Origin of the sequence: Streptomyces sp. 71268 (assembly GCF_029392895.1) — a bacterium.
In the GTDB taxonomy this organism is placed as follows: Bacteria; Actinomycetota; Actinomycetes; order Streptomycetales; family Streptomycetaceae; genus Streptomyces.
Genome location: NZ_CP114200.1, coordinates 1,740,536 through 1,763,966, shown reverse-complemented (window position 1 = coordinate 1,763,966; position 23,431 = coordinate 1,740,536). Strand labels below are relative to the sequence as shown.

The 23,431-nt window shown below is 71.6% G+C and carries 10 protein-coding genes and 2 pseudogenes; 9 read left to right on the top strand and 3 right to left on the bottom strand.

From position 1 onward, the window contains the following. Positions 1 to 90 precede the first annotated feature (90 nt). The 5 genes and pseudogenes from OYE22_RS06400 (at position 91) to OYE22_RS06380 (ending at position 12,704) form a co-directional block, all read left to right on the top strand. Positions 91 to 595: pseudogene (locus OYE22_RS06400) on the top strand (ATP-binding protein). A gap of 163 nt (positions 596 to 758) precedes the next feature. Then, the gene (locus OYE22_RS06395; protein ID WP_277319501.1) at positions 759 to 7,814 is read left to right on the top strand and encodes a DEAD/DEAH box helicase; all 7,056 of its coding nucleotides are present in this window, start codon (positions 759 to 761) and stop codon (positions 7,812 to 7,814) included. Between the two features lie 92 nt (positions 7,815 to 7,906). After that, positions 7,907 to 10,210: a UvrD-helicase domain-containing protein gene (locus OYE22_RS06390; protein WP_277319500.1), complete on the top strand. Its 2,304-nt coding sequence runs from the start codon at positions 7,907 to 7,909 to the stop codon at positions 10,208 to 10,210. A gap of 55 nt (positions 10,211 to 10,265) precedes the next feature. Then, positions 10,266 to 11,537, top strand: a pseudogene (locus tag OYE22_RS06385) (TIGR02677 family protein); the annotation flags it as partial. A 504-nt stretch (positions 11,538 to 12,041) separates the two neighbouring features. Then, positions 12,042 to 12,704: a site-specific integrase gene (locus OYE22_RS06380; RefSeq protein ID WP_277324013.1), complete on the top strand. Its 663-nt coding sequence runs from the start codon at positions 12,042 to 12,044 to the stop codon at positions 12,702 to 12,704. Positions 12,705 to 12,847: 143 nt separating this feature from the next. On the opposite strand, the gene OYE22_RS06375 is transcribed toward OYE22_RS06380, so the two are convergent. Continuing rightward, positions 12,848 to 14,377: a UDP-N-acetylglucosamine 1-carboxyvinyltransferase gene (locus OYE22_RS06375; RefSeq protein WP_277319499.1), complete on the bottom strand. Its 1,530-nt coding sequence runs from the start codon at positions 14,375 to 14,377 to the stop codon at positions 12,848 to 12,850. A gap of 401 nt (positions 14,378 to 14,778) precedes the next feature. On the opposite strand from OYE22_RS06375, the gene OYE22_RS06370 reads away from it, so the two are divergent. After that, entirely contained in the window at positions 14,779 to 15,393 is a 615-nt protein-coding gene (locus OYE22_RS06370) for an ML domain-containing protein (protein WP_277319498.1), read from the top strand. A 357-nt stretch (positions 15,394 to 15,750) separates the two neighbouring features. On the opposite strand, the gene OYE22_RS06365 is transcribed toward OYE22_RS06370, so the two are convergent. Beyond that, entirely contained in the window at positions 15,751 to 16,515 is a 765-nt protein-coding gene (locus OYE22_RS06365; protein ID WP_277319497.1) for a class I SAM-dependent methyltransferase, read from the bottom strand. Positions 16,516 to 16,747: 232 nt separating this feature from the next. Here OYE22_RS06365 and OYE22_RS06360 point away from each other — a divergent pair, with 232 nt between their 5' ends. Further along, positions 16,748 to 17,650: an aminoglycoside phosphotransferase family protein gene (locus tag OYE22_RS06360; RefSeq protein WP_277319496.1), complete on the top strand. Its 903-nt coding sequence runs from the start codon at positions 16,748 to 16,750 to the stop codon at positions 17,648 to 17,650. Positions 17,651 to 17,717: 67 nt separating this feature from the next. Further along, positions 17,718 to 18,302: a short chain dehydrogenase gene (locus OYE22_RS06355; RefSeq protein WP_277319495.1), complete on the top strand. Its 585-nt coding sequence runs from the start codon at positions 17,718 to 17,720 to the stop codon at positions 18,300 to 18,302. Between the two features lie 85 nt (positions 18,303 to 18,387). Here OYE22_RS06355 and OYE22_RS06350 read toward each other — a convergent pair whose 3' ends face one another. Further along, a complete protein-coding gene (locus OYE22_RS06350) occupies positions 18,388 to 19,476 on the bottom strand; it encodes a hypothetical protein (RefSeq protein WP_277319494.1) in 1,089 nt (362 codons plus the stop codon). 444 nt (positions 19,477 to 19,920) lie between these two features. Between OYE22_RS06350 and OYE22_RS06345 the strand changes: the two genes are divergently transcribed. Then, positions 19,921 to 22,755, top strand: a complete 2,835-nt coding sequence (locus OYE22_RS06345) for an aconitate hydratase (RefSeq protein ID WP_277319493.1) — start codon at positions 19,921 to 19,923, stop codon at positions 22,753 to 22,755. Positions 22,756 to 23,431: the final 676 nt, after the last annotated feature.

Genomic DNA, 23,431 nt, shown 5'->3' with positions numbered 1-23,431 from the left:
ACGTACCGGCGCCCGCACCTCGCGTACAAGCGGATCGCGTCAGTGCGTCACCACCGGTCACGCTACGCCACCACGAGGACCGTGGTGGCCATGACGAGCAACATCGACAGCCCCTGCCGCACCGCTCAACCCTCCAGCCTCTCCCCGTACTTGGGCACCCGCACCTTCGCCATGCGCTTCACCCCCACACCCCGGGGTGCCCGCCTCGCCCGCCGGCTCGTCGCCGTGCGGCTCGACGAGTGGGGCGTGCCGTACGGGACGGAGCCGCACGAAACGGTCGTGCTGATCGCCGGGGAACTGACCGCGAACGCGGTACGGCACGGACACGTCCCAGGGCGCGACTTCCACCTCCTTCTCCGCGTCACCATCCCGCCCCGGCCGACCGTCCGGGTAGAGGTGACCGACACCCGCGCCGAACGACTGCCTCCCCCGCCCCGGCGAGCTTCCCGCCCCCCCCCCGCACGGGGACGGTGGTCGCGGGCTGCTGCTCGTCGAAGGGCTCGCCGCCCGCTGGGACTGGCAGCCGAGGACCCCAGGGCCGGGGAAGACGGTCTGGGCCGAGTACGAGCTGCCGCGCGCGATGGTCGGCCCCTGACGTGCGCCGTCCGGCCGGATCCCGGCGAACGGGGCGGAGCTGTCGGTCCTCCCTCGTAGAGTGGAACGTGATCGATCCTGGTCATTCCTGATGAGCCACCGAGGGGCGGCCGGATCGCGCACCACCACGGGACGACAACGGGAAGACGGGGGCCACGCACGTCATGCGACCCACACTCGCCGCGCAGACGCTGCGCGACACCACGGTCGAGTACCTGACGACGACGTTCGCGCTGGCCGAGCCCGACACCCAGGAGGCCCTGGAGGACTTCCTCACCGACCCGGCCGACGGTCTCTTCCGGGGACCTTACCTGCGGATCAGGCGGCCCTTCCGGCCCGCGGCGGACAGCTGGCAGGAGCGGCTCGACTGGTATCCGGCGGACTTCCAGCCGTACGCCCACCAGGCCGAGTCCTTCGCGCGACTGAGTGGCAAGCACGGGCACCGGCCGGAGCCGACGCTGGTCACCACCGGCACCGGATCGGGAAAGACAGAGTCCTTCCTGATCCCCGTCCTCGACCACTGCCGGCGGCAGCGGGAGGCCGGGCGGGCCGGGATCAAGGCGATCCTGCTCTATCCGATGAACGCCCTCGCCGGTGACCAGGCGCAGCGTCTCGGCGACCTCCTGGACCGGGACGCCCGGCTGAGCGAGGTCACGGCCGGGCTGTACATCGGTGAGGCGTCCTCCCGGGGGACCTCGCCGTACGGGCGGGTGATGGTGGACCGGGCGGAAATCCGGCGCAACCCGCCGGACATCCTGATCACCAACTACAAGATGCTCGACCTGCTGCTCCAGCGGCAGAAGGACGCCCCGCTGTGGGCGGACGCCGACCTGACATACATCGTCATCGACGAGTTCCACACCTACGACGGCGCGCAGGGCACCGACGTGGCGATGCTGCTGAGGCGGCTCGCCGCCGTCGTCGGCGCGGCCGAGGACGGGCGCCCGCTGGGCGGGATCTGCCCGGTCGCGACCTCCGCGACGCTCGGCTCCGCCGGAGGCACGGACGGCGCGGGAGCCGGCCCGCGGGCCATGCTGGACGTGGCCTCGCAGGTGTTCGGCGTGCGGTTCCCCGACGACGCCGTGATCGGGGAGGACCGGCGGGACGCCGAGGAGTTCCTGCTCCCCGTCGACCGCTCGCTGCCGCTCCCGTCGCCCGGAGAGCTGGCCGGCTTGCCGGACCCGGCGCGCACCCCCGGCGGCATGGACGTCGTCGCGCGCGCCACCCTCGGCTGTGACACGGCCGACCCGCGTGAGCTGGGGCGGCGCCTGCTCGCCCACCCGCTCACCCACGAGCTGCTGCGGGCCAAGGACGCGCCGCTGACCGCCGTGGAGACGCTGGAGAACTTCCCCGACACCTCGGCCTGGCGCGCCGAGGCCGAGCGGGACCCCGAGACCGCCGCCCGCGCCCTCGCGCGCTTCGTGGCGCTGATCTCGGTCGCGCGCGATCCCAAGCCGGGCCCCGACGGACGGGACCGGCCGCTGCTGCTCGTGGAGAACCACCTGTGGCTGCGGGCGCTGTCGCGGGTGCTGCGGTTCGTCGCCCCCGAGCCGGTGTTCTCCTGGTCGGACGCCGACCAGGTCGCCCTCGCCGAGCAGGACCGCGCGGCGGCCGAGCGGCGGGCCCTCGCCATCGCGGCGCAGACGGAGCGGAGGCTGCGCGTGCGCGGGGCCGGGCGGTTGCCCGCCGCGTATTGCCGGCACTGCGGACGCTCCGGCTGGGCGGCGATCTGCCCCGACCGAGATCCGCAGAACCTGCACCACGCCCCGGACGAGATCTACCGCGCCGCCGCGGCGGGCGGCGCCGCGAAGGGCCGCGTGCGGGCCATGATCGCGGCGACCCCGGCCGAAGCGGCCGAGCAGGCGCGGGCCGTGCTCGCCCGACGGGCCGCCCACCGCGGCCGGAAGGGCGCCGCCCACGACGCGAGCCTGCTGGTCCTGGAGGACAACGGGCGGGCCCTGCGCGCGCTCGACCCGGACGAGGTGCTGCCCGAAGGGGAGGGGGGCAGGATCGCGTCGGCGCCGGAGAACGGCGTCTACGTGTGGGTGTGGTTCGGCAACCAGGAGATGGCCGACCACGCTCGGCAGGACCGCTGTCCCGCCTGCGGGCAGGGGCAGGGCATCCGCTTCCTCGGTGCTGGTGTCGCCCCGCTCGCCTCGGTCGTCGTCACCCAGCTCTTCACCGGCGGGGAGCTGCCGAAGGCGGACGAGCAGGGACGGGACCGCCGCAAGACACTGATCTTCAACGACTCCGTGCAGGACGCGGCCCATCGCGCCGGGTTCGTCGCCAGCCGCTCCTGGAAGTTCTCGCTGCGCTCGCTCCTCCACGACCAGCTGGTGGCCGGGATCGCGGCGAACCCGGAGTACGCGGCCGACGGAGTGCCGCTCAACGAGCTGATCGCCTCGCTCGTGACCCGGGCCGCCGAGCCGGGGGAGCGACTCCTCGCCGCCGTCGTACCGCCCGACCTGGACACCATCGACCCGGTCAGGCGACTCCTCGACGGCAAGAAGAACATCACCAAGGCCACGTGGAAGCTCGTCGGCGAGCGCCTCGCCTTCAACACGCTCCTGGAGTTCGGCCTCCACTCCCGGCTCGGTCGGACCCTGGAACTCACCCGCACGGTCGCGGCCGAAGTGCACCTGCCCCATCCCGAGAAGGCGGCCAAGGCTGCCGAGGCCCTGTTCGACGTCCAGCTGGGGGAACAGCTCCCCCTGGCGCCGGACGCACCGGGCGAGGGCCACGACACCCCGTCCGCCGGCCAGGGACGGCAGTCCGGACCGCCCGCCGAGGGCGACCCCGGGCGGCTGCGCTACTTCGAGGGATTCGTCCGCGGCCTGCTCGAACACCTCCGGCAGGTCGGCGGCATCCACCACCGATGGCTCGACGCCTTCATCGACGCGGACGGGCGCAACCGCTACCTCCTCTCGACCGCCCGGCCCCCGGGCATGCCGGCCTTCGGGCGTCAGTCCGAGTTCCCGGCGTTCGTCCTCGTCGGTGCCGGCGCCGGACGGACCGAGTTCGAACGGGTCGACACCCGGGACAGCTGGTATGTCGACTTCACCCGCCGCTGTCTCGGCCTGGACCGGGAAGCCGCGGGGAAGTACCTCGCAGCACTCTTCGAACAGCTCGCCGACGACGAGATCGGCGCGCTGGCCCGGCGGCGGACCACGTCCGGCGACGGTCGGCAGGGCCACGGCGTGTACGGGCTCACCCCTGGGCACATCCGCGTCCGCCCCCTGGGCGACGAGCAGACCGGGATCGCCGCTCTCACCTGCCCCGAGTGCGGCTGGACCCAGACCGTGCCCCCCGAGCGCGCCTCCGTCTGGCAGGGCACGCGCTGCCCGCTCAAGCGCTGCGACGGCACCCTGTCCAGGCCCTCCGCCGAGGCCGGCGGCCGGGCCGCCCGCGACTACCGCTCCGACTACTACCGGCGCCTCTACCGCGAGGCCGACCCGTACAGCGTGGTCGCCGCCGAGCACACCGGCGTGCTCACCCGCAAGGAACGGGAAGAGGTGGAGAAGGGCTTCCGGCACGGCGAGAAGCACACCGACCCGAACGTCCTCTCCTGCACACCGACGCTCGAACTCGGCATCGATATCGGTCAGCTGGAGGCGGTCGTCCTGGCCTCCCTGCCGCCGACGACGGCCGGGTACGTCCAGCGGGTGGGCCGTGCCGGCCGCTCCACCGGCAACGCCTTCATGGTCTCCCTCGCCGACACCAGCCCTCGCGCGCTGTACCACCTGGCCGAGCCCCGGCACCTCATCGCCGGACCGATCCTGCCGCCCGGCTGCTTCCTGTCCGCAGGCGAGCTGCTGTGCCGCCAGTACACCGCCTACCTCATCGACCGCGCGGCACGACGCCTTCTAGAGGGCGTTCCGCCGCTGCCGGACCGGGTCACCGCGCTCATGGGGCGCAACGGCTGGCTGAAGCGGTTCCGTGAGGCGGCGATCACCCACGCCGACCTCGTGGAGGACTTCCTCAAGCTGTTCCCCGCCATCGACGGCGTTCCCGACTCCGGGGTCTCCCGTGATGCCCGCGCCGCCGTGCGTCGGTACGCACGCACCAAGCTCGCCGAGGAACTGCGCGGCGCGGAGGCGACGTGGGAGGCGGAGCGCGCCGAACTCGCCCGCCGCCGCGACCTCATCAACGACGCCGTCGACTCACTCCAGGAGGCCGTGGAGGACGAGGCCCGGGAGAAGCGGAACCTGTCCCGTGAGGCGGCCGGGGTGACCTCGCGTCTCCAGGCGATGGCCATGGCCGACGCCCAGGGCTTCCTCGTGGAGTACGGGCTGCTGCCCAACTACAGCCTCGTCGAGGACGGGGTACGCCTGGAGGCCATGCTCAGCCGCAAGGAGCCGGTACGGAAGAAGCGTGGTGAGGGCGCGGCCGACGTGGTCGAACGCTGGCGCAGTGAACCACGCGTCTATGACCGGCCCGCCGCCGCCGCGCTCACCGAACTCGCCCCGGGCAACGCCTACTACGTTCGCGGCTACCGGCACGTCGTCGACGGTTTCGACCTCGGCTCCGCGCGCAAGGACACGCCCGACGGCACGCCGGCAGGCCTCGAACTGTGGCGGGTGTGCAAGGAGTGCGGCCACGTCCGCACCGGCGACCGGGCCGAGCAGGACACCTCCGCGTGCCCGCGCTGCGGTGGCGTCGACATCGGCGGCCGCACCGCCCTCCACCCGGTCATCGTGCCCCGCAAGGTCACCGCCCACGACAAGCGGGACGACGCACGGATCGTCGACGACAACGAGAGCCGCACGCACACGCCGTACACCACGGTCACCGCCGTCGACATCGATCCGGCCGACATCAAGGAGACCTGGCGGCACCAGAAGACCACCTTCGGCGTGGACCACGTTCGGGAGGCCGTCATCCGCCGCTTCAACCTCGGCAAGACCCGGCACGGGCGTCGCAACGACACCCTCTTCGCCGGCCAGGAGACGAACGTCACCGGGTTCACCGTCTGTCCGTTGTGCGGCGGCGCCACCGACCGCGAGCCGGGTCACGCGCCCACCCAGGATTCGCTCGGCCAGTCCCTCCTCGGCAGGGCCGAGCTGGCCCACCATCGTCCCTGGTGCGTGGTCCGCCGCCGCGACAAGCAGGCCAAGCCGCGAGACGTCCAGGTGATCACCGCCACCGAGCACCGGACGGAAGCCCTCCGCATCCTGCTGCCCGCTGCCACCCTCAACGTCCCCGAACGCCTCGCCTCCTTCTCCGCGGCCCTCCACCTCGGCCTCGCCCTGCGCTACGGCGGCGACCCCGCGCACATCCGCTCCGCCGCCGCCACCGAACCCGACCGGGAGACCGAACTCACCCGCAACTACCTGGTGCTCTACGACGCCCTGCCCGGCGGCACCGGCTATCTCCAGCGCCTCGCGGACCGCGAGGGCGAGGAATTCCGCGAGGTCCTCGCCGAGGCCCAGCGGCGGTTGCGCGACTGCCCCTGCAAGGACACACCACAACGCCGCGCCTGCCACCGCTGCCTGCTGCCCTACGCACCCGAAAGGGACTACAAGGACGTCGACCGGCAGGAAGCCCTGTGGATGCTGGACAACCTGCTCGGCCCCGACGGCCGCAGCGGCTGGGACGTCCGCAAGGAGGCCCCGGACGCCGAACTGCGCTTCGCCGACCAGGCGGAGAGCGACCTCGAACGCCGCTTCATCGAATGCCTCGACCGCTGGCTCGCCCTCCCCGGCAACGCCGTCGCGGCCGGCCACACGGAGACGCCCACCGGCCGACAGGGCAAACAGTTCACCCTGACCAGGCTGGACGGTCACGCTGTGCGCTGGGAGGTCGTCGCCCAGAAGGACCTCCACGGCTACCGCACCCGTCTCGACCTGCTCTTCCGGCCGGTCGCCGGAGACACCACCAGCGACGGGGCCCCGCCGCTGCCGGTCGCTGTCTACCTCGACGGCTACCGCTGGCACGCCTCGTCCCGTACCAATCGCATCGCCTCCGACGCCGCCAAACGGGCTCGGCTGCGTGCCGACGGGATACTCGTCTGGCAGATCACCTGGGACGACGTCGCCGCCTGGGACCACTCCCTCAAGGGAAGCCCGGAACCGGAGGCCGACGCCGCTCCCGACCCGCTCGCCGCGGTCGTCGCCGGACCGGCAGCCGATGCGGCCTGGCCCCCGTACGTGATGGAGGGCCCGACGGCGCCGGGAGCCAGGGTGCGTGCACTGTGGGAGCAGAAGCGTGACCCCGCGGACGTGGACGCGCTGTATGCCGGGGCCGTCCCCGCGCTGCTGGCGTTCCTGCGCGATCCCCGGCCGGGCAAGTGGCAGCAGCTGGCGACACTGGTCGTCAGCGCGCCCGCGGCGCTCCGACAGCGGGAACTCGTCGGCGCGGACCCTGCCTCCGCGACCGGCTGGATCGAAGCCGCGGTACGCGACGAACCCCTGCCGGATGCCACGGGGAAGGGGCTCAAACTGCTGCGCCTCCGGGACGGTTCCGGGCTGCCCCTCGTCCTCGTCGGCGCGTCGGGCGCCGACGGCAAGACGTACCGGTGGAGTGCCCTCGCCGTCCTCGACGACCGGGACGAGGCCGTCGCCGGCGACCGGGCCGACCACCGGCGACGGTGGAAGGCGTGGCTGTGCTGGGGCAACATCATCCAGTTCCTCGACCCCACCGGCACCGGCCGGGCCGACGGACTGGCCCTGGCCCGGACCACCCTCGACGGATTCGACGCCTCCCTCCTCGCGGCCACGGCCGGTCCGGTCACCGGTCTGCTGCCCGCCCTGCGCGCCGAAGCACCGGGAACGGGACTCGGACCTGTAGAGGACACGGCGTCCGACACAGAGGGGAAGGAGCCGGAGGACCACGCTGTCGTGCCGGCGGCGAAGGCCGAGCGGCAGGACCGGGTCTCCCCGGCACCCGCGGACGGCATGACCCCCCTCGAACAGAGCGCCTGGCAGATGGTGCTGACGGAGCTGGTCAAGTACGGCGACCCGGGCGTCGCGGAGTTCGCCGAACGGCTCGCGGGCCGTGGCGACGTCCCGGCCGGCTGGACGGGCTGGGACGTCGACGGAGTGCCACGTACGGTGGAACTCGCCTGGCCCGATCACCGCATCGGCGTCGTCCTCGTGGAGGACGCGGAGGACGCGGAATACATGGCGCGTTGTACTGCGGCCGGATGGCAGGTGCGCGCACCGCAGGAGTGGGACGCCGACGAGCTCGCCCGCATGCTGGGCGAAGAGGGGGGCACGCGATGACTCTGGCGGCAGGGGGCCCGGCTCGCCCGGCCAGGACACGTGTCCGGCCGAGCCGCCAGGCCGGAGCGGACATCGCCAGGTTGGGCGGGGCCGTGAAGGACGCGGTCGGCACGTTCGTCAGCCGCCTGCGGGCCGATCGGAACAACAAGGCACTGAGCCTGTCCTGCCTCCGCACCGTCGGCGACGGCGCGGACCTGTACCTCGGGCGGGTCGACGCCCGGTGCATGGTGCTGCTCCTCTCGACCGAGGGCGGGGACGAACTCCAGCTCCTAGCGGTCCGCGCCGGGTCCTTCGCCCGCAACGAACTCACCCGGCTCACCGTCGCCATCAACTCCGAGTCCGGTGCGGTCGAGGTCGTCGACCAGAGCGAGGTCGCCGCCAACGTCGTCGCCCTCTCCGAGCGCTCCGAGTCCGGTGCGGCGGCTTCCGGGCCCCCCGCCCCCGCAACCGAGGGCGACGCACCCACCGCGTCCACGAGCAGTCTGCGTCCGCCGCTCTTCGCCGCACACGACGAGCAGATCCTCGTCAAGCTCGGCGTGGTGCAGACCCTGTTGCCGACCATCCGGAAGATCACCACGGACGAGCAGCTGGGCGCACTGCTCGCCCACAACCTTCCGGAACTCACCCGGGACGTCCTCATCGCCCTCCGCGACCACATGGACCCCGCGGACGTCGAACGCCTGATCACGAGCACCTGGCGGCCCGAGGGCGAGGAGGTCGACGTCCGGGACTGGGCGGGCGCCGCCCGGCGCGCCGTCTCCCAGTCCGAGACCGACGACGACGCAGTCCTCGAAGCCCTGGGCAACGGATTCGACGCCTGGCGGCTCTTCCTCCACCCCGAGCAGCGACGGCTCGCCAAGGGTGACTTCAAGGGCTCGGCCAAGGTCACCGGCGGCCCCGGGACCGGCAAGACGGTCGTCGCCCTGCACCGCGTACGCCACCTCGTCGACCGGCTGCCGCCCGGCCACACCCGCCCGGTTCTCCTCACCACGTACAACACCAACCTCGCCCTGGAACTGCGCGAAAGGCTGCGGGACCTGGGAGGCGAGGAACTGCTGCGCAGGGTCGACGTCAAGTCGGTCGACGTGCTGGCCCGCGAAATCCTCCAGGAGCACCGCACGGAGATCGGCAGGCCGCTGGACGACGAGGCGGCGATGAACCTCTGGCACGACGTCCGCCTCGAGACCAACCTGCTCGACTACGACGCCGAATTCCTCGACAGCGAGTTCAAGCACGTCATCCTCGCGAAGCGGTGTGGATCCTGGGACCTCTACCGGCGCGTCGGCCGCACCGGCCGTCCCCGCATCACCACACCCCAGCGGCACGACGTGTGGCAGCTCGTCCAGGCGTACCGTGCCCGCCTGGACGCCGCCCCGCGCCGGACCACGTACGCGATCATCGCCGACCAGGCGGCCGGCCTAGAACAGCACCGCATGGCCCGGATCGAGGAACAGGCCCGCTATAAGGAGGAGCAGGGCGGCCTCGACCTCATCCACCGGGAAGCCGGCAGCGGTATGTGGCTCAAGCCCAGGTACCAGCATGTCGTGGTCGACGAGGCCCAGGACCTGTCGGGCTCGCACTGGAGGATGCTCCGCGCGATGGTCCGCAAGGGACCCAACGACATCTTCCTCGTCGGAGATGCCCACCAGCGGATCTACGGCGGCCGGGTCGTCCTCAGCGACCACGACATCGTGATCCGAGGCCGCGCCTCCCGACGCCTCACGCTCAACTACCGCACCACCCGCCAGATCCTGGGCAGCGCCAACGGGCTGATCGCCGGCACGTCCTTCGACGACCTGGACACCGCCACCGAAGCGCTCGACGGCTACCGCTCCGTGCTCACCGGACTCGCCCCGCAGTTCTGGCGCGCCCCCGACCGGGTGAGCGAGATGCGGGCGGTGGCCGTCCTCATCGAGGAGCGCCACGCCGGGCACGGCACGCCCTACTCGGCCATGGCCATCGCCGTACCCGACGGCAGCTCCGCCCAGCAGTTCGCGTATCGGCTCGCCACCGAGTTCCACATCCCGGTCGTCCCGCTCGGTAAGGAAGGAGTCCGCTCCGACGAGGACGCCGTACGCATCGGCACCATGCACCGCTTCAAGGGCCTCGAATTCCAGCGCGTCTTCCTCACCTCTGTCGGCGAGGGGCAGGTGCCGCGCCAGAGCATCGAGCAGTACCGCCTGGCGAACCCCGACCGCTACCGGCTGGAGGAACAGCGGGCCCGGTCCCTGGTGTTCGTCGCCGCCACCCGCGCCCGGGACGAACTCGTCGTCACCTGGAGCGGCAAGGCCAGCCGCTTCCTGCCGCCCGACGCGGACGCCACCGCCCTCCGGGCGACGGATCTGCTCCGCCCGGACGGGCCGTCCTCCGGATCGACATCGGCGTCCGTCGCCTGACAACCGGCCGGGGGAGAGGGGAGGGACGACGGACGTGCGCAGGATTCCACCGGACATGTTGCGCTTCACCACGGGCGAGAAGGCCGACCTCCACGGTGCGATCCTGGAGGCCTTCGGCGTGGCCGGAGAACACCTGGAGACCGCACTCGGCATCGACGACGTGCGAGCGCGGCTACGGGCCGTGGGGTGGCTGGACGCGCTCGAGGAGAAGGAGCTGTACAGCACCCTCAAGCAGCTCGTCGACTGGCGGCTGGTGGACAGGGTCCACAACCATGCCGAGAACTACCGCACGGCCGAGGAGTACGAGCGGCGCAACCTGCAGTTCTCGCTGACCCGCCTGGGGGAGGCCGCACTCGCCGGCGTACGGCACGCCATGGAGGTGCTCGCCTCCACCGGAGCCCTCCAGACGGCGGTGCTCGAGGCGATCGCCGACTGCCTCGACGAGCTCCTGCTGCTGTCCCACGAACCGGCCTCCGCCGACCGCCGGATCTACACGACCCTGCGTGAGCTGGAAGGGCACCTGGAGGCCCTCGTGGAGAACACCAAGGCGTTCCACGCCGAACTGCAGCGACTGCTGCGCACCGAGGGCGCCGACCTGGAGGCCTTCCGTGAAGTGAAGTCCGCCACTGTCGCCTATCTCCAGGAGTTCCTGGTCGATCTGGACCGGCGTGGGCAGGCGGTCACCGCGGCGGCCGTCCGGGTGGAGAAGCAGGGCGTCTTCCTGCTGCGACAGCGCGCCCTGCGCGGAGCCGAGTTGCCCCCGGTGGCCGGCGAGGACCCCGCGCCCGCCTGGCTGGAGGGCCGCCGCGCCCGCTGGGCGGGCCTGCGGGCGTGGTTCCTGCCCGAGGACGGAGCCCGGCCCCGCATCGAACAGCTCCATGACATCGCCCGGCGCGCCATCATCTCCCTCCTCCAGGTCCTGGAACGGATCAACGAGTCGCGGCGCCGCTCCTCCAGCGCCGTACAGGACCTCCGCGAGCTGGCACGCTGGTTCGCCGCGGCCCCGAGCGAGGAGGACCTTCACCGGCTCTGGTCTGCGGCGTTCGGCCTGGGCCCGGCACGCCACGCCCACCTCGCCCATCCCGACCCGGAACTGATCCCACCGGCGCTGTCCTGGTCCCAGGCCCCACCGGTCGAGGTCTCCACTCTGCTGCGGACCAGCGGAAGGACCGAACGGTTCACCCGCACGGCGAAGGTGCGCGACGTCGCCGCGGTCAAGGCGGCGCGAGCCGAACGAGCCCGCGCCGAACGGGCGGAGCTCGCCCTGGCATGGCGGGAGCTGGCAACGGACGGGCCTGTGCGCCTCTCGTCGTTCGGAGACCTCGACGGCAAGTGCACCCGCTACCGCGTCAAGGGCATCCCCGGCGTGAAGGACCGGTCCTTCGACGCCCTCCAGGATGCCAAGACCTGGCTCGCCCAGGCTCAGACCGACGCCCGCCGAGGCGAGTTCGTCGATCCTCGCAATGGGGCCATCTCCCTCGAGGACTACATCGCGACCCACTGGTGGCCCACCCAGAGCGGTGACCCGTCCACGATCGAGCGGATCGAGCAGAGGGTACGCCGGCACTTCGTTCCCCACCTGGGTGCTCAGCCGCTGAACGCCATAGGCACGGAAGTCCTGCGCCACTGGAAGAAGCGGTTGGAGAAGGACCTCGGTCCGACCTCGATCCGTCTGGTCTGGGCGACGCTCTCCAGTATCCTCCAGGCCGCCGTCGAGGACCGTCGCCTCGGACGCAACCCGTGCCGCTCCAGCACGGTCGGCCCGCCGGTAGCCACCGCCGGCAGGGTCGAGGCGTGGCCGCCCGAACGGGTGCTCGCGGTACGGGCGGCCATGCCGGACTGCTATCGGCTCCTCCTCGTGATCGGAGCAGATCTTGGGCTCCGCCAAGGGGAGGCGCTCGGGCTCTCAGCGGATGACATCGACTTCGAGAAGGAAGTCGTCCACGTCCGGCGGCAGGTCAAGATGGTGCGGACGAAGCTGTGTTTCGCGCTTCCCAAGGGGCGCAAGGTCAGGGACGTGCCGTTGCCTCCCAGCGTGGCCCGGGCCATCCTGCAGCACATGGAGCAGTTCGCGCCGGTGCCGGTCACGCTGCCCTGGGACGACCCGACTCCTGCCGAGACGCCGGTGGAAGCCAAACACCGGCGGCCAAGGACTTACAGCCTCTTGGTGACGGGACGCGAGCGGAAGGCCGTCAACCGGAACTACTTCAACTCCTACGTGTGGAAGCCCGCTCTGGCTGAGGCGGGCGTTATTGCTCCACTGGAGGAGGGCAGCGCCGACGGCGCTCGCGTGTGGGAGCCGTCCCGGGAGCACGGCTTCCACGCTCTGCGCCACTTCTTCGCCTCCGAGGAACTGGAGGCTGGCGAATCGGTTGTCTCCCTGGCCCGCTGGCTGGGGCACTCCGATCCCGGGTTCACGCTGCGGAAGTACTCCCACTTCCTGCCCCGCGCCGGCGCACGGGGCACCGCCGCCATCGATGCGATCTTCGCGTAGCTGCGGCCGGTCGGCAGAGCCTGTGGAGCTTGGCCCGTAGCCCGCCGCGGGCCCAAAGTCCCAGAGAAGTCCCAGAGATGCCGCCGCACCCCTCCCTGACCCGCTAAGTAGCAGGTCAGACGGGGCGCGGCGGCATCCGCTTATCAAATGTCCCGAAAGATCTCGATCTGGGCGCCGATCGAGTTCAGCCGCTCGGCCAGGTCCTCGTAGCCGCGGTTGATCACGTAGACGTTGCGCAGCACCGACGTGCCCTCGGCCGCCATCATCGCGAGCAGCACCACCACCGCGGGCCGCAGCGCGGGCGGGCACATCATCTCCGCGGAGCGCCACCGGGTGGGACCCTCGACCAGCACCCGGTGCGGGTCGAGCAGCTTGACGCTGGCGCCGAGCCGGGTCAGGTCGGTGAGGTAGATCGCGCGGTTGTCGTAGACCCAGTCGTGGATCAGCGTCGAGCCCTGGGCGCTGGCCGCGATCGCCGCGAAGAAGGGCACGTTGTCGATGTTGATGCCGGGGAACGGCATCGGGTGGATCTTGTCGAGCGGCGCGCTCAGCTTGGAGGGGCGGACCGTCAGGTCGATCAACCGGGTGCGGCCGTTGTCCGCCGGGTACTCCGCGCTGCGCTCGTGGTCCAGGCCCATCTCCTCGAGGACCGCGAGCTCGATCTCCAGGAACTCCACCGGGACGCGGCGGATCGTCAGCTCCGACTGGGTCACCACGGCCGCCGCGAGCAGGCTCATCGCCTCGACCGGGTCCTCGGACGGCGCGTAGTCCACGTCGCGGTCGATGTGCGCGACGCCGTGCACGGTGAGGGTCGTGGTGCCGACGCCCTCCACCCGTACGCCCAACTGCTCCAGGAAGAAGCACAGGTCCTGGACCATGTAGTTGGAGCTGGCGTTGCGGATGACGGTGACGCCGTCGTGTCGGGCGGCGGCCAGCAGGGCGTTCTCGGTCACGGTGTCGCCGCGCTCGGTCAGCACGATGGGCCGGGTGGGGGAGACCTCGCGGTTGACCTCGGCGTGGTACGTGCCCTCGGTCGCGGTGACCTCAAGGCCGAAGTGGCGCAGCGCCGTCATGTGCGGCTGGACGGTGCGGGTGCCGAGGTCGCAGCCGCCCGCGTACGGGATGCGGAACCGGTCGAGGCGGTGCAGCAGCGGGCCGAGGAACATGATGACGCTGCGGGTGCGCCGGGCGGCGTCGGTGTCCATGGCGGCGAGGTTGAGTTCGGCCGGCGGCACGATCTCCAGGTCGTTGCCGTCGTTGATCCAGCGGGCGCGTACGCCGATGCTGCCCAGCACCTCCAGGATGCGGTAGACCTCCTCGATCCGGGCGACGCGACGCAGCGTGGTGCGACCCGCGTTGAGCAGAGAGGCGCACAGCAGCGCCACGCACGCGTTCTTGCTGGTCTTGACGTCGATCGCACCGGAGAGTTGCCGGCCTCCGACGACCCGCAGGTGCATCGGGCCCGCGTAGCCGAGGGACACGATCTCGCTGTCCAGGGCCTCGCCGATGCGGGCGATCATCTCAAGACTGATGTTCTGGTTTCCCCGTTCGATGCGGTTGACGGCGCTCTGGCTGGTGCCGAGTGCCTCCGCTAGCTCCGTCTGGGTCCAGCCGCGGTGCTGACGGGCGTCGCGGATGAGCTTCCCGATGCGGGCGAGGTAGGCGTCTGTCATGAGATCGATATTATCTCAGATATGAGATGTGCTCATGTTGTGGTGGTGCACGGCGTGCCGCGCGGGACCCGCGATAAGCGGGGGGCGCGACGAGAGCACTGAGGCGACTGTGACACGGCCCGGCGGCCCTCGCCCGTGCTGCCGCGACTGGTTCCTCCCCGCCGCGGCGAGCACCGCGCGGGCCGGGGACGCGGCCGGTACGCCCCTGTCCAGAGTTGCAGCGCGGTCGGCACTTCGCGCAATGAATTGCCAAAACACTGTCATTGTTGCGCCGGTCGAGTGCCTCTTACGGTGCTGGTGGCTGGAACGCATACGCCACGCACAGGCGAGTCGCTGTCCGTACTTCCGTGAGTCGCCGTACTTCCCGTAAGTCGCCTGCACTTCCTGAAAGAGGTCTCACCATGCGCAATTCCCTTGCCCATCGTGCGCGATCCGTCGTCACCCGCCGCCCGCGGCGGACGCTCGGCGCGGCGATCGGCGCGGGTGCCGTGCTGTTCGGCGTGTTCGCGGTGCCGAGCGCCGGCGCCGCCGATGAGAAGAGTTCGCCCGAGACGGCCTCCTCGGTGCGGTTCCCGGCCAGCCCGCGCGCCGGGCACGCGGCCCCGGCCTCGGACGAGATCTCCAAGGTGCGGGTGACCCGGAACGAGGTGCCGGTCAAGCCCGGCAGCAAGACGAAGGTCACCGTCACGGTCGACTCGCCCGAGGCGGGCCACATCTGGGTCTACCTGGACCGCGTCCACGTCGGCGACATGGGCAAGCAGTGGGCCAACGGTCCGCACCCGGGCCTGACCGCCAAGCCCAACAAGAAGTGCGTCTTCTTCACCGACCCGGAGAAGATCGGCATCGGCACCGGCTTCAAGTGTCCGACGCCCAAGGGCCACTCGAAGGTCGTCTTCACCGCCAAGGTGCCCAAGAACCTCCCCTCCGGCTCGGTTGCGTTCTTCGACGCCTACCACCAGATCGGCTCGTCCATGTGGAACGCCGGCTCCTTCTCGGGCGGCTTCGGCGTCCAGTAGGACCGAGGTTCGTGCGCCGCCCCACCCACGCGGCGCACCCCGCGGCATCACCCCGCGTCCCCCGACGCGGCCCGAGCCCGGCGCGGACGGACTCCCGCTCGCGAGCCCCCTCGCGTCCGTCCGCGCCGGAACCCGGCACCACCGGAACCCGGCACCACCGGAACCCGGCACCACCGGAACCCGGCGCGCGCAGCGCCCGTACCGGAGCCGTAGCCTCTACGTCCCCCGCCGCCGCTCCGAGGCCCGGCGCGGCGAACACCAGCCGGCCGCGCCCCTTTCGACGCCCCGCCGGCACGATCCCCGACGCGCTCGCTCCACCGCGCCCTGCCCCGCCCCGCGCGGCAACGCGGCCAGAAGTCAGCCGCGCGCCAGCACGGCGACGTCATAGCGTTCGTACACGGCGCGCGCCGGCTCGTCCGCGCGTGCCGCGGCGTCCGCCCGCATGCGCTCGAGGCCCGCCGCGAACTCCGCCGGCGACAGGTGGCCGAACTTCGACTGCGGCCGATCGCTCAGCCGCGCCGCGTACTCACCCAGGCTCGCGGCCACGGGCTGCGCGAAGGAGGTGACCGTACGGGCGGTGAAGCCCGCCCGCGCGAAGTCGGCCAGCACCTCCGCCTGGCCGGGGAACCGCGCGCCGTCGGTGGCGCGCAGCCGTGGCCAGTAGTCGTAGACCAGCGCGTCCAGCCGCTCCCGGAAGGTCGTCCGGAGCACCACGACGCCGGCCGGCCGCAGCACGCGCGCCAACTCGCGCGCGGCCGCCGGCCGGTCGGGCAGGTGGTGGACGACGCGGGACAGGAGGGCGACGTCGAACGCCGCGTCGGCCAGTGGCAGCCGCTCGGCGGTGCCGGCGACGAGGCGGACCCGCCCGCCAGCCGTCGCCTCGCGGGCCGCGCGGAGCATGGCCAGCGAGGGTTCGACGCCCACCACGCGCGACGACCGCTGGTACCGGTCGAGCGCCGCGCAGAACATGCCCGTGCCCGCGCCGACATCGAGCCAGGCCGGCGCGGGACGGGGCGCGAACAAGCCCACGAACTCCGCCCACGCCCGAAGCGACGCCTCCGGCATCGCGTTCCCGCTGTGGTAGGCGCCCGCCAGGCGCGTGTCGTCATGGGCCCGGATCATCGCCCGATCCTCGCCGGCCACGCCGCACCACGGCAAGACCCCCGACGCCCGGTGCGGTACGCCGCCACGCGGGCGTCGCCGCGCCGACGAACCGGACGCGCCAACGAACCGCATGCGCAACGAACCGGACGCCCAGCGGCCCGGACGCCCGGCGGCCCCGGGCGGCCTCACGTGGCGTCGGGCGGGCCGATAATGACCTGCCGCCGGCCGCGCGCTTTGCGATGATGCGGCCATGCCAGCGACCAGGATGCACGCCGACGAGGTCCCGACCGACTCCGCCCTGGTGCGCCGACTGGTGCGCGGGCAGTTCCCGCGGTGGGCCGAACTGCCCGTCACCCCGGTCGACTCGTACGGCACCGACCACGCCATCTACCGCCTCGGCGACCACCTGTCCGTGCGACTGCCGCGCATCAGCGGGGCCACCCGACAGGCGGAGCGCGAGGCGCGGTGGCTGCCCAGGCTCGCGCCGCTGCTGCCGCTCGCGATCCCGGTCCAGGTGGCGACGGGCCGCCCCGCCGAGGGCTATCCGTACGCCTGGTCGGTCTACGAGTGGCTGCCCGGCGAGAACGCCAACGGCACGCTGACGGACCTGGAACAGGCGGCCGTGGACCTCGCCGCGTTCATCACCGCGCTGCGCCGCGCGGACCCGACCGGCGCCCACCGGCGCTCGACCGGCAGCCGGGGCGCGCCGCTGGCCGAGCTGGACGAGCAGGTGCGCCGCTCGATCGCCCAACTCGGCGACCGCGTCGACGGCGCCGCCGCCCTCGCCTCCTGGGAGGAGTCGCTGCACGCCCCCGCGTGGTCCGGGCCCGAGGTCTGGCTCCACGGCGACCTGCTGCCGGGCAACCTGCTGGTGACCGACGGGCGACTCTCGGCCGTCATCGACTTCGGCTGCCTGAACGTCGGCGACCCGGCCTGCGACCTCCAGCCCGCGTGGAACGTCTTCACCGGGGCCAGCCGGGAGCGGTTCCGGGCCGAACTCGCCGTCGACGACGCCACCTGGCTGCGCGGTCGCGGCTGGGCGCTCTTCCAGGCGGTGGCGGCGCTGCCCTACTACTGGGACACCAACCCCGGAATGATCCGCCAGGCCACGAACGCCCTGACCCAGGTGCTCGCCGACACCGACACCCGGTGACCGCACCGGCTGGTCGGCCAGCGGAATTCGTTCGCCGCCGGTGGTGATCGCTTCTAGCCTGCGGCGTATGAAGGTACTCGTGGTCGGTGCGACAGGGACGATCGGCAGCGCGGTCGTCGAGGCGTTGGGGTCCTCCCACGAGGTGGTCAGGGCCGCACGCGGCGGGCCGGTGCGGGTGGACCTGGAGGCCCCGGCGTCACTGGACCCGTTGTTCGAGGAGGTCTCCGGCCTGGACGCGGTGGTGTGCTGTGCCGCCAGCGGTCCGCTGGTGGACCTGGGGACCGTGACCGACGAGGTCGTCGCCGACGGCGTGCGCGGCAAGTTGCTGGGGCAGGTGGCGCTGGCCCGGCGAGCGGTGCGCCACCTGCGGGACGGCGGCTCCATCACGCTGACCGGCGGCACCTTCGCCACGCCGCTGGCCGGAGGATCGCTGGGAGCGCTGATCAACACGGGCCTTGAGGGCTTCGTCCGCAACACGGCCGCCGAGCTGCCCCGAGGGCTGCGGATCAACCTCATCAGCCCGGGCTGGATCAGCGAGACCCTGGCGGACCTGGGACGGGACGGGGCGGACGGCACGCCCGTCGCCCGGGTGGCCGAGGCGTACGTGGCGGCTGTCGAGGGCACCATGCAGGGTCAGGTCTGGCGTTCGTGAGGGGCCTCGGCCCCCAAGCTTCCCCCGCACGGCTCCCCGCCGCTCTCAGGCGCGGGCGCGCGAGAGCGGTGGGGAGCCGGGGCGGTCAGTGGAAGTGGCGGACGAAGACGTCCGGGGCGCCGTTGGTGTCGCCGGGCACGATGTCGTCGGCCGCCGACGTGAAGACCACGTCGGCGCCGTGGGCGCTGACCGCGTCGACGCCGGCGAAGGCGGGCTGTTGGGAGACGATCTCGTCGGTGCCCGTGCTCAGGTCGCGCAGCGTCAGCGACGGCTGGGCGGGGTCCGTGGCGTCGTTCGGGGCGTACAGCAGGTAGCGGCCGGTGGGGTCGATGGCCACGCCCCGGACGTTCGGCACCAGTTGGGTGGCGCCCGAGCGCACGTCGTGCACATGGGTGTCGGGCCCCGAACGGTAGACGACCTTGCCGCCGTCCTCGCTGAGCTGGACGAGCGTGGCCTCCCTGGACGGGCCCTCGATCGGGCCGTGGGTGACGCCGGCGGTCCGGTCCCGTACGAAGACGTCGCCCGCCCCGCCGTCCTGGTAGGCGACGTGGCGGCTGTCGCCGCTGAGGGACGGCCGGGACGGGCGCCGGTGGTCGAACTCGGCGATGGTCTCCTTGGCGCCGGTGAACACGTCCTGGAACTCGACGCGCTGCTGGGACGCCGGCGGCCTGGGGGCGACGACGTAGACGGCGTGGTGGCCGTCCCCGTTCAGTGAAAGCTGGCCGCAACTGGGCCCGCAGTCGAGGCCGCCGATGGCTCCCGTGCGCACCTGCCACAGGTAGATCTTCACATCCCGCATCCACGGCACCGGATAGCCGAGATAGGCGCCGTCACCGCTGATGACCGGCGGCTCGATCGGGTCGTAGTACCCGATCCGCCTGGTCTCGCCCGTTTCCCGGTCGCGGAGGTAGACCTCGTCGCCCTCCTGCGGACGGTCGGCCGTGAGGTTGTCCGCCGCCGACGCGAAGACGACGTGACGGCCGTCGGGTGTGATCGAGGCGTCGCCGGAGGCGCCGTCCGCCTGCGTCCCGTCAGCCGCGAGGCTGATCTTCGTGACGCCGCTCTCGCGGTCGCCCACGCCGCTCGCCCCGGCCGTGGTCTCCGCCGAGGCGGCCCCGGGTAACACCGCCGTGACCGCGCAGAGCGCGATCGCCGTGCCCAGGGCGGCTCTCACACGCCGAGTGGTGCCCCGGTTCGCGTTTCTCCTCATATTCCCCCCAAGTAAGGCGCAGAACCCCCTCCGGTTCCTCACCGAAGGGGCACAAGCATGCAACCGTGATGGCGCTGTGGGGTCAATGCGTCACATGGCGTACGAGAGTCGTGTTCCGGTCACGGTGCGCGGAACCGGCGCGCGCCGGTTCCTCGTGGTGACGGGGGTGGTGATGGCCGTGGAACGCGGCGTGACCCCGGCCGGCCGTGGGGGACACGGGCAACCAGCGCATGACCGTTCGCCAGCGATGTACTAGAGTTATCTCGACATCGAGATATCTGCCGAGAAGGCGTACCGCTGTCGCGCTAGTTAGGTGTGCCTAAGTTAGGCACACCTTAGCGGATCGGCAAGGTCCCGGGGCGGCAGGATGCGGTGGTACGCGCGAATTCATGCATGAAGGAGACTGTCGTGTCGGCGAACAGCTTCGACGCCCGCAGCACGCTGCGCGTGGGCGACGAGTCGTACGAGATCTTCAAGCTGGACAAGGTCGAGGGCTCCGCCCGCCTGCCCTACAGCCTGAAGGTGCTGCTGGAGAACCTGCTCCGTACCGAGGACGGCGCGAACATCACCGCCGACCACATCCGCGCCGTGGGCGGTTGGGACTCCCAGGCGCAGCCGAGCCAGGAGATCCAGTTCACCCCGGCTCGCGTGATCATGCAGGACTTCACCGGTGTGCCCTGCGTCGTGGACCTCGCCACCATGCGTGAGGCCGTCAAGGAACTGGGCGGCGACCCCGCGAAGATCAACCCGCTGGCCCCGGCCGAGCTGGTCATCGACCACTCCGTCATCGCCGACAAGTTCGGCACCCACGAGGCGTTCGCGCAGAACGTCGAGCTGGAGTACGGCCGCAACCGGGAGCGCTACCAGTTCCTGCGCTGGGGCCAGACCGCCTTCGACGAGTTCAAGGTCGTCCCGCCCGGCACCGGCATCGTGCACCAGGTCAACATCGAGCACCTGGCCCGCACCGTGATGGTGCGTAACGGACAGGCGTACCCCGACACCCTCGTCGGCACCGACTCGCACACCACCATGGTCAACGGCCTCGGCGTGCTCGGCTGGGGCGTCGGCGGCATCGAGGCCGAGGCCGCGATGCTCGGCCAGCCGGTCTCCATGCTCATCCCGCGCGTCGTCGGCTTCAAGCTGACCGGTGAGCTCAAGCCCGGCACCACCGCCACCGACCTGGTGCTGACCATCACCGAGATGCTCCGCAAGCACGGCGTGGTCGGCAAGTTCGTGGAGTTCTACGGCGAGGGCGTGGCCGCCACCTCGCTCGCCAACCGCGCCACCATCGGCAACATGTCGCCGGAGTTCGGCTCGACCGCCGCGATCTTCCCGATCGACTCCGAGACCATCAACTACCTCAAGCTCACCGGCCGCTCCGAGCAGCAGCTCGCGCTCGTCGAGGCGTACGCCAAGGAGCAGGGCCTGTGGCTGGACCCGGCCGCCGAGCCGGACTACTCCGAGAAGCTCGAACTGGACCTGGCCTCGGTCGTCCCGTCGATCGCCGGCCCCAAGCGGCCGCAGGACCGCATCGTCCTGGCCAACGCCGCCCAGCAGTTCGCCAAGGACGTCCTCAACTACGTCGAGGCGGGCGTCACCGGCGGCGACGACCGCAAGCCGGGCGTGCCGCAGCAGACCGCGCCGCACGGCGTGGCCTCCCCGGTGGACGAGGCGAGCGCCGAGTCGTTCCCGGCCAGTGACGCCCCGGCCTACGGCAGCGACGACAACGGCGCCGGCGCCCCGCAGCACGCGGACGGCACCGGCGAGCGCGTGCCGTCGAACCCCGTCACCGTCACCGCCCCCGACGGTTCCACGTACGAGATCGACCACGGCGCCGTCACCGTCGCCGCCATCACCTCGTGCACCAACACCTCCAACCCGTACGTCATGGTCGCCGCCGCGCTGGTGGCCAAGAAGGCGGTGGAGAAGGGCCTGACCCGCAAGCCGTGGGTCAAGACCACCCTGGCCCCCGGCTCCAAGGTCGTCACCGACTACTTCGACAAGGCGGGCCTGACCCCCTACCTCGACAAGGTCGGCTTCAACCTGGTCGGTTACGGCTGCACCACCTGCATCGGCAACTCCGGCCCGCTGCCGGACGAGGTCTCCAAGGCCGTCAACGAGAACGACCTCGCCGTCACCTCGGTGCTCTCCGGCAACCGCAACTTCGAGGGCCGGATCAACCCCGACGTCAAGATGAACTACCTGGCCTCCCCGCCGCTGGTGGTCGCGTACGCCATCGCCGGCTCCATGAAGGTGGACATCACCAAGGAGGCCCTGGGCGTCGACACCGAGGGCAAGCCGGTCTACCTCGCGGACATCTGGCCGACCGAGGCCGAGGTCAACGACGTGGTGGCGAACGCCATCGGCGAGGACATGTTCTCCAAGTCCTACAGCGACGTCTTCGCGGGCGACGCCCAGTGGCAGGCGCTGCCGATCCCGACCGGCAACACCTTCGAGTGGGACCCGGAGTCCACCTACGTCCGCAAGCCCCCCTACTTCGAGGGCATGGCGATGGACCCGGCGCCGGTTCAGGACATCGCCGGGGCGCGCGTCCTGGCCAAGCTGGGCGACTCGGTCACCACCGACCACATCTCCCCGGCCGGCGCCATCAAGGCCGACACCCCGGCGGGCAAGTACCTGACCGAGCACGGCGTCGAGCGGCGTGACTTCAACTCCTACGGCTCGCGCCGTGGCAACCACGAGGTCATGATCCGCGGCACGTTCGCCAACATCCGGTTGCGCAACCAGATCGCGCCCGGTACCGAGGGCGGCTTCACCCGTGACTTCACCGTCGCGGACGGCCCGGTCTCCTTCATCTACGACGCGTCGCAGAACTACCAGGCCGCCGGCATCCCGCTGGTCGTCCTCGCGGGCAAGGAGTACGGTTCCGGCTCTTCCCGCGACTGGGCCGCCAAGGGCACCGCGCTGCTGGGCGTCAAGGCCGTCATCGCCGAGTCCTACGAGCGCATCCACCGCTCGAACCTGATCGGCATGGGCGTCCTGCCGCTGCAGTTCCCCGAGGGCGCGACGGCCGAGACCCTCGGCCTGACCGGCGAGGAGACCTTCTCCATCACCGGCGTGACCGCGCTGAACGACGGCACCACGCCGCGCACGGTCAAGGTCACCACCGACAGCGGCGTGGAGTTCGACGCGGTCGTGCGCATCGACACCCCCGGCGAGGCGGACTACTACCGCAACGGCGGCATCATGCAGTACGTCCTGCGGTCGCTGATCCGCAAGTAAGTAATCGGCCGGGCGCGCCGGAGCGGAAATTCCGGCTCCGGCGCGCCTATTGGTCTGGACTAAGTCTGCGGAAGGTCGGTGGAAACCGGCCTTCCGTTTCGACTTTCCGGCCCGGACCGACCCGGTTCGCGCGTCGGCGCGAGCCCGGTTCCGCCCCGGCCCGGGTAAGCAGAAGCGGGCCGCATTCCCCCCGGAATGCGGCCCGCTTCCGTGTCTGCCGGCCGGGGCCGTCCACGGCCTCGCGGGGCCGGTGAGCTGCCCGAACGGGCAGCCCTGTTATGCCGTGTGGCCAGCCAAAAGCAGGGATCGCCCGGAGGTTCGCGGGGCGTGAGTGTCGGGCGCGCGAATAACCGCTCGGGCGCGCTGACGCCCCACCCGGACCATGACTCGCGCCCGTATGTCGCGAGGTCTCAACTCGGGAAAGACTGCTGTCAATTTCTGCTTTCGATCTTGCCCCCTGCGCGTTGAGTGGACTATACCTGTCGCGTCTGAGTCGCCGTAGTTCACGGCAAGTGGACCCGATGGTGGAGGAGTGCGCCTACCTGGCGTGCTGTCGTCATCGATGTCCTGCGCGTATGCAGCACATATCAGCTCCAACTGACCCGCGGTGTCGGGTCGTTCGCCATAGGCGGACGCGGTACGGGAGATCTGACACCGCCTGAGTCCTGTAGAAGGC

What these genes read in the sequence shown, in the direction of transcription:
- OYE22_RS06365 (WP_277319497.1), bottom strand. Translation starts at nt 16,515, where the DNA reads ATGATCCGGGCCCATGACGACACGCGCCTGGCGGGCGCCTACCACAGC.
- OYE22_RS06380 (WP_277324013.1), top strand. Translation starts at nt 12,042, where the DNA reads ATGCCGGACTGCTATCGGCTCCTCCTCGTGATCGGAGCAGATCTTGGG.
- OYE22_RS06370 (WP_277319498.1), top strand. Translation starts at nt 14,779, where the DNA reads ATGCGCAATTCCCTTGCCCATCGTGCGCGATCCGTCGTCACCCGCCGC.
- OYE22_RS06375 (WP_277319499.1), bottom strand. Translation starts at nt 14,377, where the DNA reads ATGACAGACGCCTACCTCGCCCGCATCGGGAAGCTCATCCGCGACGCC.
- OYE22_RS06360 (WP_277319496.1), top strand. Translation starts at nt 16,748, where the DNA reads ATGCCAGCGACCAGGATGCACGCCGACGAGGTCCCGACCGACTCCGCC.
- OYE22_RS06355 (WP_277319495.1), top strand. Translation starts at nt 17,718, where the DNA reads ATGAAGGTACTCGTGGTCGGTGCGACAGGGACGATCGGCAGCGCGGTC.
- OYE22_RS06395 (WP_277319501.1), top strand. Translation starts at nt 759, where the DNA reads ATGCGACCCACACTCGCCGCGCAGACGCTGCGCGACACCACGGTCGAG.